Source organism: Sphingomonas spermidinifaciens (genome assembly GCF_002351485.1).
In the GTDB taxonomy this organism is placed as follows: domain Bacteria; phylum Pseudomonadota; class Alphaproteobacteria; order Sphingomonadales; family Sphingomonadaceae; genus Sphingomonas; species Sphingomonas spermidinifaciens.
The window spans coordinates 349313-361429 of record NZ_NWMW01000003.1 but is presented as its reverse complement, the minus strand read 5'-3'; the positions used below and the strand labels follow the sequence as shown (position 1 = coordinate 361429).

The following is a 12117-nucleotide window of genomic DNA, read 5'->3' as shown; positions in this document are numbered from 1 at the left end:
AGACGGTGAACGTTCGACAGGGAAAACCCATTCACTTTGTTCGTTGGCCTCAGGCGCCGGCAGCTGCATTCGCAGCTTTGGCTATCGCGGCATAAGCCGCGGCGGCCAGTCGGCCTTGCGGAGCCTCACGGCTCCGGCCCGTACCGCCAACGCCGCCGTTCCCGAATTGGCGCGGGGTGGAGCAGCCCGGTAGCTCGTCAGGCTCATAACCTGAAGGTCACAGGTTCAAATCCTGTCCCCGCAACCAACTTGACTTGTTCAGTCTCGAACGCATCAGCGTTCGGGGCCTTTCGTTTGCGACGCCAGCACAAGCATCGTCGCCAGATCGCCTTCACCTCGGCATGGCGGAGGCCGTCCACCGGCGTCACCACCACCGCGTCGATTAGGCTGCGGATGATCTCCTGCGCCTCGCTTCGGCTACCCTCAGCCTCGTCTGCCGGCTTAGGCGCTCGGTACTGCCCAAGATGGTATGCGGTCCCACGATATGCATTCGTCCGGCGAGCTCATTGCCTATGGCTCGACCTCGAAAGCACGGCGTTGGCCCAACAGGCGCGGCTGGCCTAAAGGCGATGAAATTAGAGCGGAGTGCAGGGTGTGGGTGACGTTTCGAAGCCGATCGGATTGGAACGATCAAATCGGCCCGTGCCCAAGGTGGCGGTGCTGATCGTCAATGCTCATTCCCGGAAGGGTGAGGCGCTGTGCAGCGCGGCCAAGCAGAAATTGGAGGCGGCGGGCATCACGCTCACCGCCGCTCATGCTGTAAAGGATCCCGGCAAGCTCGACGCGATTGTCGCGGGGGCCGTTCGGAGCGGTGCGCCGATGGTCGTGATCGGCGGCGGCGACGGCTCGCTGGCGCGGCTCGTTCGCCATGTCGCCGGCACCGATTGCGTGTTCGCGGTCCTGCCGCTCGGCACCGCCAACAGTTTCGCGCGAACGCTCGCGCTGCCGCTCGATCTTGACGGCGCTGTCGAAACGATCGCGGCGGGGCAGCTGCGACGCATCGACCTGGGCAGGATCGAGGATCATTATTTCGTGAACGCCGCCGCGCTCGGGCTGTCGCCGATGATCGGCGACACCGTGCCGCACAAGCTGAAGCGCTATCTCGGGCGGTTCGGCTATCTAGGCTGGGCGATTTGGTGCCTGACGCGCTTTCGCCCGTTCCGCCTGACGGTCGAGGACGCCAAGGGCGAGCACCGGACCTGGGCAAGCGAGGTCCGCATCTTCAACGGCCGCTTTCATGGCGGCGTTGAATTGATCGAGACGACCGACGTCGACAGCGGCGACCTTGTCATTCAGGCGGTGACAGGACGCAGCCTGTGGCGGCTCGCCTTCGACTGGTATGCCAAGGTCGTTCGGCTGAAGTCGAGAAGCGCCAACACGATCGAGTTTCGTGGGCGCGAGCTGCGACTGCGGACGCGGCCGAGGCAGAAGATTTCGATCGACGGCGAATGCCTGGCGCGAACGCCGGTCACGATCCGCGTGGCTCAGGCGGCGGTCGACGTCGTCGTACCCTCCGCCCCCTCGATGGCGTGACGACGCTGCAGGTTCGCGGCCACCCAAGACGCCGCGACGGCCCAAGCGATCCCCACTGCCCAGCCCGCCATCACGTCGGTGGGGAAGTGGACGCCGAGGAAAACGCGCGAAAAGCCGATCGCGAAGGTCAGCAGCAGCGCGGCGACGATCAGGAACGCGCGGACGCGGCGGCTCGGTTCGGCGCTCGCGAGCAGCACCGCCCCGGTCAGATAGACCATCGCCGAATTCATCGCGTGACCGCTCGGGAAACTCGCCGAGCTTACCTCGACGAGATGGGGAACCACGTCCGGGCGCGCGCGCGCAAACGCCAGCTTGAGCAGCGCCGATGCGATGCCACCCCCGGCGATCGACGCGGCGACGAACATCGCCAGCGCGAGCTTGCGACGCGCTGCGAGATAACCAGCCACGAAGATGGTCACGAGCGTCAGCACGGTCCCGCCGCCGAGCGCCGTCAGGTCGAGCATCGCCCGCGACAACCAGGAAGGGCCGATCGACAATGCAGGATCCGCCACGCTTCGAAACCGCAGCAGCAACCAGCGGTCGATCGCCAGGGGTTCGCCCTCGACCACTTCCGACGCGACATACGCAAAGGCGAAAAGCCCAGCGGTGACGATCAGAAGGGTCACGAGAATGCGGGTGTCCAGCCGATGGGCCCAAATGCGGTTGGCGGTGCGATTCAATGGCGCTTCCCTTGGCTGCAGCTCGCGATCGATCAGGTCCGAAATCTGGAACGGCGGATGTGTTCCAAGGCGACAAAGGCGCGGTCCGCGACGTTCCCGGTACGATCCGCGGCGGTGCGGCCGGCGGCGCCGGACCGTCGAATTTGGCGACCATGCCGATGACCGTCATCGCAAGCTCGCCCTTCATGTGACTGAAGAGATTGCCCCGGATGCGCTTCGTTCACGTCCGGTCCAGTATCGTCAGCGGAATGCCGGTCCGCGCCGACAACTTGTCCTTGAGCCGTGGTCGGGCTTCGCGGCCATTCCGGCGTTTGGGGGGGGGCGGCAATGGGTTTAGGCGGGTCGATCGATCATGGCCGCGAGCTTCGTGCATTTTGTCTGATAGGGGTAGCGATCCGGAAGCGTTCTGCAGCGGCCAAATCCTGTCCCCGCAACCAACACACCCAGCCGCCCCCCGCAGCTCACGCCGCGGGGGCAATTTACCTCTCCGCTACAGCAAGGCCAGTCACCGAAAACTCCTCAGCCCACCCGGCGTGACGATCAAGTGGGCCACTAGCTTCAATCCAGCATCCCGGCGGGTGGAATGATCGTGCTCGTGATCGGCCACCATCCGCACCGCCCGCTCGCGGGATTCCAGCGCAAACTTGTTCATCGTCTTGCTCAGACAGGCTCGACCTTCTCAGGAGTTGAAGCCTCCGGCGCACACGGCGCGGTTCAAGGTGTCGGGTTTGCCAGTCGCCGGGCAGTTCCGTCGTAGTCCTGCCTTATAAAGAGTCGGGCGCTTTAACTCTGATGTATAAACTGGATTTGCCATCATAAACGATCTAAGTATTTGAAACATAACGGATGTATTTGCGTCTTCCTGAGAGGAGGATGCTCATGCTGGCGATGGATTACCGCGGCCCTTATCGGGTCCGCACCACCGACAAGCCGATGCCGCGGGTCGAGCATCCGCGCGACGCGATCGTTCGGGTGACACGATCGTGCATCTGTGGATCGGACCTGCACCTCTATCACGGGATGGTGCCCGACACGCGCGTCGGCATGACGTTCGGGCACGAGTTCTGCGGCGTCATCGAGGAAGTTGGCGCCGAAGTGGAGAACCTGAAGGCCGGCGACACGGTACTCGTCCCCTTCAACATCGCGTGCGGGCAATGTCATTTCTGCCGGCAGGGCCTGTACGGCAATTGCCACGAGGCCAATCCAGCGGCCACCGCGGTCGGCGGCATCTACGGCTATTCGCATACCGCCGGCGGCTATGACGGCGGACAGGCCGAATATGTCCGTGTGCCCTATGCCGATGTCGGCCCGGTAAAGATCCCCGACTGGATGGATGCCGACGATGCGGTGCTGCTGACCGACGTGGTGCCGACCGGCTATCAAGCGGCGGAGATGGCGGGCATCCAGCGCGGCGACACCGTCGTCATCTTCGGCGCGGGGCCGATCGGGATCATGGCGGCGCGCTGTGCGTGGCTGTTCGGGGCGGGGCGGGTCATCGTCTTCGACCATCTCGACTATCGCCTCGACTTCGTGCGGCAATATGGTCCGGCCGAAGTCTACAACTTCAGGGAAGTCGACGATGTCGTCGTCTTCATGAAGAAGACCACCGACGGGCTCGGCGCCGACGTCGCGATCGATGCCGTAGGCGGCGATGCCAAGGGCAATGCGCTCCACACGCTGTTCGGGGTCAAGCTGAAGGCCGAGGCGGGATCGGCGATCGCGCTCCACTGGGCGATCAATTCGGTCAAGAAGGGCGGGATCGTCTCGATCGTCGGCGTCTATGGTCCGACCGGCAACATGGTCCCGATCGGCAACGTACTGAACAAGGGGCTGACGATCCGCGCCAACCAGGCATCGGTGAAGCGCCTGCTCCCACGGCTCATCGAGCATGTGCGCGAGGGGCGGATCGATCCCAAGGCGATGATCACCCACCGCGTGCCGCTGGAGGAGGTGGCTGATGCCTATCACCTGTTCGCCGCCAAGCTCGACGGGTGCATCAAGCCCGTGCTGATCCCCAATGGGGGGCGCTGACATGGCCGTTCCCGCTCGCCGTCCCGCCGCCCCGAACCGCATCGTCCCGGCCGAGGTGCTCGGCTGGGGAGTCGATGCCGAGCCCGACAACGATCCCACCTGGCCGATGCGCGACCGCGCCGGCGACCCCGGCCCGCACTGGCCGCGACCGGCGTTGCAACGCACCGAGGTCAAGATCCTCCAGTCGATCGAATATGCCCGCCGCCCGGCCGTCTTCGGCACCGCGGTGCCGCCGCGCGGCCTGAGCGGTGTCGTCCGGCGTGCCGCGTTCCGCTGGAGCGAGTCCAGCTGGCTGCACTGGTTGCTCCTAATGGGCGCCGACCGCGTGAATGTCATCGAGGGCGTTGCAGACGACCTGGCGAAGGCCCGCATCCCGAACATTCCCGCCGAAATGGGCGCCCGCGCCGAGTGGGCGCACAATCGCGGCGGTCTTTTTCGGAAGATTGCGGTGGCGGGCGCCGCGGCCGCCGTGATCGCGGCGGCAATCCGGCGACGCCGCGTCTGAACGCTCGAACCCGGAACGAGGCTTATGCAAACCCAATCGCTATTTGCCGTCCTGTCGCCGAGCGCCAGGCACGCCGCGCTGCTCGACCTGCTCGCCCATCTGGACGCGACGGGCTATGACTTCCTCGCGCCGACACCCGCCACCCAGGCCAGGGTAATGGGACGCGCAAGCCGGAAGGTCGACGAGGGCGTCGAGGATCTGCTCGGCTGGAGCCTGCCCGTCAGTGGATCGGCCGCGGGGCGGATCGCCGCCTTCCTCGATCGCGCGGGCCTGCTTGAACAGCTGGGCGACGGGCGTGTCCGATCGGCGGTGCGCGTGTCGCGCGTGTTCGACAATCTGTTCGTCCACTCGGCCTATCCGACCGAGGCGCAGGATGCGGTGTTTCTGGGACCCGACAGCCACCGCTTCGCCGACTATATCCTGCGCAGCATGGCCGATCTGCCGCGGGCCGCGCGTATCCTCGACTATGGCGCGGGTGCCGGCGTCGGCGGGATCACCGCGGCGGTCCATCACGGCACCGCGCACCTCACACTGGCCGACCTTAACCCCAGGGCGCTGGCGCTAGCCTCGGTCAATGCCGACCATGCCGGGGTCGAGCATGTCGCGCTGCGGGTCGAGCGTCCCGACGACCTCGAGGGGCCGTTCGACCTCATCGTCATGCATCCGCCCTTCATGATCGACGCTGCGCGGCGTGCCTATCGCGACGGCGGCGATCTCTATGGCGGTCGGCTGAGCGTCGACTGGGCGCTGGCGGCGCTGCCGCTGCTGGCTCCTGGCGGCCGGCTGGTGATGCATACGGGCGTGTCGATCGTCGGGGGGCGCGACGTCGTCCACGATGCCCTGCGCGGAGAGCTGCCGGCGGTCGGCTATTCGCTCGACTATCGCCTGCTCGATCCGGACATCTATGGCGACGAACTCGTCAGTCCCGACTACGCAGCGCTCGATCGCATCGCTGCGGTCGGGCTGACGATCGAGCGCACACTGACGCTAGCCGACGCAAATGGATGAGAGGCGCGGCGCGACGCCGACCATTTGCGAAATCCTCACTTAAGTCATTCAAATAAAGGCGTCCGGTCGTCGAACATCTGCTTGTGCACCGGGTTGTCTGTCCAGGCTTCAGGAGCATCGATCATGGGCGACCGACGGACCGGCATGCCGCCAGAGGCGGGCAGCAATCGCGACAAGCAGGCGCAGGGTACCGAGGGGATGCGCGGCGAGCGCACCGTCGATCCGGGCGTGGCGAGGCCCGGGCAGCGCAGAACAGTGGATACGGGCGAGCGCGATGTCGTCGTCGAGGAGCATTCGGGCATCGCCTTTGCGGAGGCAATGGCGCCCGAAGAGAAGGCGCCGCCGCGACCTCGGCGGGCGGACGCCCGGGGGAGCGGCGTCTATCTGATCGCTCTCGCGGCGGCCGCGGTCGCCTTCGCCTGGATGCTGCGGCGACCCGCCCCCGAGCCCGAGCCCGAGCGCCAGCCCGTGCCGCCGTCGCCGCCGACCCGGAATGCCGGTCCCGCCTTCATGCGCGACGATGATGGCAATCGCTGGGACCGCGTCGATCAGGCCGGCGACGAATCCTTTCCGGCGAGCGACCCGCCCGCCTTTTCCGCACTTGAGCATGAGGAGCCCCCACGCATGACCGACAAGCAGAAGATGCAGGCCGATGGCACCGGCACCCGGCCGAACCCCGCCGACGAGAACGGCGAAGTGACCAGTCGGCGCGGCGACGATCAGCCCGGCGAGTCGCAGGGCGGCGCCTATGACAACCCGCACACCGGCAAGGAGGAGAGCGGCAACGGCCCGGACCACTGGCTTGGCCATGGCGGCCAGACCGAGCAGGCCTATCACGGCACCGGCCAGTTGGGCGAGCAATCGGTCGGCGAGACCGAGAATGCGCCGTCGCGCGAACCTTAAGTGATTGATCTTTGATGGGTTGCCAACCTGCTTAGGCGCGGGGGCGGGGGCGATGGGGTCAGCATTGGACCACCCCTTCAGGAGCCGAGGCATGACCGACGCCGCCGCGCATGTGAGCGCCTTCACCGACGCCAACGACGATCATGAGGCCGATCACCGCCCGCGCTTCTTCGCGCGCTGGTTCATGTCGACCAACCACAAGGATATCGGCACGCTCTACCTGATCTTCGCGGTGATCGCGGGGACGGTGGGCGGGTTGTTCTCGGGCATCATCCGCGCCGAGCTGGCGCAGCCGGGCATCCAGTATCTCCACCTCTATGCCGACGTGACCGGCGGCGACCCGGCGGGCAGCGCGCATCAGCTCTACAATGTCGTCGTCACCGTCCACGGACTGGTGATGATCTTCTTCACCGTCATGCCGGCGATGATCGGCGGGTTCGGCAACTGGTTCGTGCCGATCATGATCGGTGCGCCCGACATGGCGTTTCCCCGCATGAACAATGTCAGCTTCTGGCTGCTGGCGGTCGCCTTCGTCCTCATGATCGCCGCGCTCTTCGTGCCGGGGCACATGAACGCCAGCACCGCAGTCGGCTGGACGATGTATCCGCCGCTCTCCACCTATGGCTCGCCCGGCGCGGCGATCGACATGGCGATCCTCGCGCTCCATCTCGCGGGGGCGAGTTCGATCCTGGGGGCCATCAACTTCATCACGACGATCCTCAACATGCGCGCGCCCGGCATGACGCTGCACAAGATGCCGCTGTTCGTTTGGGCGATGCTGGTGACATCGTTCCTGCTTGTCCTGTCGCTGCCGGTGCTGGCGGCGGCGATCACGATGCTGCTGACGGACCGCAATTTCGGCACCACCTTCTTCGATCCGGCGGGCGGCGGCGATCCGGTGCTTTACCAGCACCTGTTCTGGTTCTTCGGCCATCCGGAGGTCTACATCATGATCCTGCCCGGCTTCGGCATGGTCAGTCAGGTGGTGGCGACGTTCAGCCGCAAGCCGGTGTTCGGCTATCTCGGCATGGCCTACGCGATGGTGGCGATCGGCGTTGTCGGCTTCGTCGTGTGGGCGCATCACATGTTCGCGACCGGCCTCAGTGTGAACACCTCGATGTACTTCACCGCGGCGACGATGATCATTGCGGTGCCGACGGGTATCAAGGTGTTCAGCTGGATCGCGACGATGTGGGGCGGCACGATCGAGTTCAAGACGCCGATGCTGTGGGCGTGCGGCTTCATCTTCCTGTTCACGCTGGGCGGCGTGACCGGCGTCGTCCTCGCGAACGGGGGCGTCGATATCTATATGCACGACACCTATTATGTCGTCGCCCATTTTCACTACGTGCTGTCGCTGGGCGCGGTCTTTGGTATCTTCGCCGGCTTCTATTACTGGTTCCCCAAAATGTCGGGCCGCATGTATTCAGAATGGTTGGGGAAGCTCCATTTCTGGATCTTCTTCGTCGGCGTGAACCTCGTCTTTTTCCCGATGCATTTTCTGGGGCTGCAGGGGATGCCGCGGCGGATCGTCGACTATCCCGACGCCTTTGCCGGCTACAATCACATCGCCAGCATCGGCTATCTGGTGGCGGTTGCGGGGCTGGCGGTGTTCTTCGTCAACATTGCCTGGTCGCTGCTGCGCGGTGCCCGCGCACCCGACAATCCGTGGGGGGAGGGGGCGACGACGCTCGAATGGACGCTGTCCAGCCCGCCCCCCTATCACCAGTTCGAGACGCTGCCTCGGATCGGCTGACCAAGAGTACACCGCCGCGAGCGGCGTCATTCGTCCCGAGCCGCGTGCGCGCAGGCGGTCGGCAGGTAGGTTCGAGCCGGAGCATCCCTGCCGACCTCTCCCCGACCGGCACTGAAGCGTCTTCGAGGCCGCCCAAGGAAGCTCGCAACAGAAAGCCCAACATCAATCAGGACGATTCCCGGGCTGCCGACCCGCCGGCCGTGCGTTGACGCCCTCAAGAGGAGCGAGACGATGACGGACGATGATCGGCAGGCTAGAGATCGGCGGGACGGGGCGTCGCCGCCCGGCAATGGTTACGGCATCGCGGCGGCGACAGCTCTCGGCGCGCTAGCCGCCACCAGCGTATTCAATCACCTGGCGGCCCGGCGAGCCGAGCGTCGTCATCCGCCGATCGGACGACTGATCGACATCGACGGCGTTCGTGTCCACGCACTCGACGGCGGAACGGGGCCGCCGGTCGTCCTTCTTCACGGCAGCGGCTCGCTGGTTCAGGACTTCATCACCAGCGGGCTCGTCGATGCGCTCAAGCGGACAAACCGCGTCATCGTCTTTGACCGGCCCGGATACGGGTACAGCGATCGGCCGAGGGGGCAGCTCTGGACGCCCGAGCGGCAGGCGCGGTTGCTCGTTCGCGCGCTCGCTGCGCTGGGAATCGAGCGGCCGGTCGTGTTCGGTCACAGCTGGGGCACGCTGGTCGCGCTCGCCTGGGCGCTCGACCACCCGGACGCTGTTTCTCGCCTGGTCCTCGCATCAGGCTATTACTATCCGACACCTCGAGCAGACATGATCCCGACGGGGCTTACGGGGATGCCGATCGTCGGCGACATGATCGCCAGCAGCTGGGCACCGATCCAGGCGCGCCTATTTGGACCGCTCGGCAACAAGGCCATCTTTTCGCCGGCCAAGGTACCGCAGGCATTTCGCGACAACATGCCTTTCGGCTTGATGATGCGACCGAGCCAGCTGCGCGCGACCGGCGCGGACAGCGGCCAGATGCCGATCGCCGCTGCCCGACTGGCAAAACGATATGCCGAACTGGCGCTGCCGATCGCTGTTCTGTGGGGTGAGGGCGACAAGCTGGTCGATCAGCATGGCCAGTCGCGGCGCTTCCACGCCTCGCTTCCGGCCGCGGCGGGGGGCGAACTCGCAGGCGCCGGGCATATGTTGCATCATGTTCACACGCAGGCGGTCGCGCGGTGCATTGCGGAGGGCAGTGTTTGAGCATGCCGCCGTCGGATGAGGACAAGCGCGCCGGACGCGCTGCGTCACTCGAAGACGGACAGCCGCCGCGTATCGTCATCATCGGGGGTGGCTTTGGCGGACTGGCGGCAGCGCGTGCGCTCACCCGCACGCGGGCGTCGATCACGCTGATCGATCGACAGAACCACCATTGTTTTCAGCCGTTGCTGTATCAGGTCGCGTCCGCCACGTTGAACCCGGCGGACGTTGCGTGGCCGATCCGCTCGCTGCTCGCCAGCCAGCGCAACGCGACCGTCCTGACGGCCGAGGTGACGGGGATCGATACCGCGCAATCGGTCGTGCAGACCGACGGTGGCATCTTCCCCTACGATCATCTCGTCGTCGCGACAGGCGCAACCCATGCTTATTTCGGTCGGGACGAATGGGCGCGCCATGCCCCTGGGCTCAAGCGGATCGAAGATGCCATCGAAATCAGGCGCAGGATCCTCCTCGCCTTCGAGCACGCGGAGATCACGACTGATGCCGACGAGAAATGTGCTCTGTCTACCTTCGTCGTCATCGGCGGCGGTCCGACCGGCGTCGAGATGGCCGGGGCGATCGCGGACATGGCGCAACATGCGCTTGCGCGCGATTTCCGAAACATCGACCCCGCGGCGGCACGGATTATCCTCATCGAAGCGGCGCCGAGACTGCTGGCTGCCTTCCCGGAAGAGCTTGGCGACTATACGCGCCGCGCGCTGGAGAAGCGCGGCGTCGAGGTGCGGACAGGAGCACGGGTAACCGCGATCGAAGACGGCGTGGTGAAGGTTGGCGACGCGACGATCGTGGCCGGCGCGATCGTCTGGGCGGCGGGGGTCGCAGCCTCTGCGGCGGCCGACTGGCTGAAGGCGGAGCACGATCGCGCCGGCCGCGTGCGCGTCAATGCCGACCTCACCCTGCCGGACCATCCCGACATCTTCGTTATCGGCGACACCGCAGCGGTTCTTGGGGCAGACGGTCGTCCCGTTCCCGGCATCGCTCCAGCCGCAAAGCAGATGGGCCGGTTCGCCGGCGAGTTGATCGCCGCGCGGATCGGCGGCCGCGTCACACAGACACGCTTCGTCTATCGCCACGAGGGCAATCTTGCGACCATCGGGCGCAAGGCCGCCGTTGTCGATCTCGGGCGGATCAAGCTGACCGGCCTGATCGGCTGGCTGTTCTGGGGATTGGTCCATGTCTATTTCCTGATCGGCGCGCGGAGCCGGATCGCGGTGACGTTCAACTGGCTATGGGACTATGTGACGTTCGGCCGCCGCGCCCGATTGATTACCCACCCCTCGACAACGCCATTGGGAGGCGCCTTGGCGGCGCGGCCCACGGTCGATGCGGCGGCAGCGGCGGGTGACTCCGCCGGATCTTCCACGCGGTCGGCCGAGGCGTCATGGCGATGATCGACCGGGCGGAGGTGCGCCCTGCATGACGCCGGCAGCGCAACGCATCGGACGACCGATGCCGGCATTCTGGGTCGGAACCTATGCCACGCGCGGCGGGGCGGGGCTCACGCCGCTTATACGCGCCAGCGGGTACGAAATGGGCGCGCCGATCCCGGCCGTGCAGAATGTTTCGTTCGGCGTGAGGTCGCGGCGGCGTACGCTGCTCTACCTCGTTGATGAACAAGGTGGGGCGATTGGCGTGTTCCGACGCGATGCGCAACTAGCGCTGTGCGCGCGGGTCGCGGCAGGCGGCGAGGCACCTTGCTACATGGCGCTCGACGCCAACGAACGTCGGCTCGCGGTCGCGCATTACGCCAGCGGGAGCGTCGCTCTTTTCACGCTCGACCCGCAGACCGGACTGCCGCGCGGCGAGCCGGTGCTCTGGCGGGCTTCAGGCCACGGGCCGGACCCACACCGACAGGAGGCGCCGCACATCCATTGCGTGTGCTTCGGTCCCGACGGTCGGCTCTTTGTCGTCGATCTCGGGACCGACCGGATCATCGCGCTGGACCCCGCAGACCTCGGCAGGCCGAGCGTCGCCTTTACCGCCCCGGGTGGCAGCGGGCTGCGGCACCTCGTCTTTCATCCGCGCAGCGCCATTGCCTATTTGATTAGCGAACTTGCCAGCACCGTGACGGTTCTAAGCATCGAGGGGGCGACGTTTGGGGAGCGGCAACGGCTTTCGACACTGCCGCCCGGTACCTCGGGCGAAAGCCTGGGCGGACATCTCGGGATCAACGCCGCGGGCGATCGGCTGTACGTCACCAATCGCGGGCATGACAGCATCGGGGTCTTTGCGATCGAGGGCGCTCGGCTGTCGCCGCTTCAGCACGTGCCGAGCGGCGGTGCGTCCCCGCGCTTCTTTCACCTCGACGAGGCAGCGCGCGAGATGCTTGTCGCGCATGAGGAGCAGGGCGGCGTGACGCGCTTCTCGATCAAAGACGACGGCACGCTCGCGCGCCAGCCCGGTCGGCTCGACATTGCAGGCGCGGTCTTCATCGTCGCCGCGTAAGCGCGGAACCGCGCTGA

General features: G+C 66.1%; 10 protein-coding genes and 1 tRNA gene. 10 read left to right on the top strand and 1 reads right to left on the bottom strand.

The window, feature by feature from the left end; all coding sequences use genetic code 11:
• The first annotated feature begins 170 nt into the window (after positions 1 to 170).
• Together COC42_RS17060 and COC42_RS17055 are read left to right on the top strand one after the other, a co-directional pair.
• A tRNA-Met gene (locus tag COC42_RS17060) sits at positions 171 to 247 on the top strand.
• Between the two features lie 347 nt (positions 248 to 594).
• A complete protein-coding gene (locus COC42_RS17055) occupies positions 595 to 1533 on the top strand; it encodes a diacylglycerol/lipid kinase family protein (RefSeq protein WP_425442865.1) in 939 nt (312 codons plus the stop codon).
• Here COC42_RS17055 and COC42_RS17050 read toward each other — a convergent pair.
• Positions 1485 to 2213, bottom strand: a complete 729-nt coding sequence (locus COC42_RS17050; RefSeq protein WP_217991310.1) for a phosphatase PAP2 family protein — start codon at positions 2211 to 2213, stop codon at positions 1485 to 1487. The two genes, COC42_RS17055 and COC42_RS17050, sit on opposite strands and share 49 nt — an antisense overlap.
• Positions 2214 to 3092: 879 nt before the next feature.
• On the opposite strand from COC42_RS17050, the gene COC42_RS17045 reads away from it, so the two are divergent.
• The 8 genes from COC42_RS17045 (at position 3093) to COC42_RS17010 (ending at position 12100) form a co-directional block, all read left to right on the top strand.
• Positions 3093 to 4244 carry a zinc-dependent alcohol dehydrogenase gene (locus COC42_RS17045; RefSeq protein WP_096344593.1) on the top strand — a complete coding sequence of 384 codons (1152 nt, stop codon included), beginning with the start codon at positions 3093 to 3095 and terminating at the stop codon, positions 4242 to 4244.
• A gap of 1 nt (position 4245) precedes the next feature.
• Complete coding sequence (locus COC42_RS17040) at positions 4246 to 4749, top strand: hypothetical protein (RefSeq protein WP_096344547.1); 504 nt, start codon at positions 4246 to 4248, stop codon at positions 4747 to 4749.
• 24 nt (positions 4750 to 4773) lie between these two features.
• Complete coding sequence (locus COC42_RS17035) at positions 4774 to 5757, top strand: methyltransferase (RefSeq protein ID WP_096344546.1); 984 nt, start codon at positions 4774 to 4776, stop codon at positions 5755 to 5757.
• A gap of 123 nt (positions 5758 to 5880) precedes the next feature.
• Positions 5881 to 6660 (top strand): hypothetical protein, encoded by a 780-nt coding sequence (locus COC42_RS17785; RefSeq protein ID WP_096344545.1) that lies wholly within the window; start codon positions 5881 to 5883, stop codon positions 6658 to 6660.
• Between the two features lie 91 nt (positions 6661 to 6751).
• Positions 6752 to 8416: a cytochrome c oxidase subunit I gene (gene ctaD, locus COC42_RS17025; protein WP_096344544.1), complete on the top strand. Its 1665-nt coding sequence runs from the start codon at positions 6752 to 6754 to the stop codon at positions 8414 to 8416.
• 231 nt (positions 8417 to 8647) lie between these two features.
• The gene (locus COC42_RS17020; RefSeq protein ID WP_096344543.1) at positions 8648 to 9637 is read left to right on the top strand and encodes an alpha/beta fold hydrolase; all 990 of its coding nucleotides are present in this window, start codon (positions 8648 to 8650) and stop codon (positions 9635 to 9637) included.
• A gap of 2 nt (positions 9638 to 9639) precedes the next feature.
• Positions 9640 to 11046: an NAD(P)/FAD-dependent oxidoreductase gene (locus COC42_RS17015; RefSeq protein WP_096344542.1), complete on the top strand. Its 1407-nt coding sequence runs from the start codon at positions 9640 to 9642 to the stop codon at positions 11044 to 11046.
• 58 nt (positions 11047 to 11104) lie between these two features.
• Positions 11105 to 12100 (top strand): lactonase family protein, encoded by a 996-nt coding sequence (locus tag COC42_RS17010; RefSeq protein ID WP_176484730.1) that lies wholly within the window; start codon positions 11105 to 11107, stop codon positions 12098 to 12100.
• The last annotated feature ends 17 nt before the right edge of the window (positions 12101 to 12117 follow it).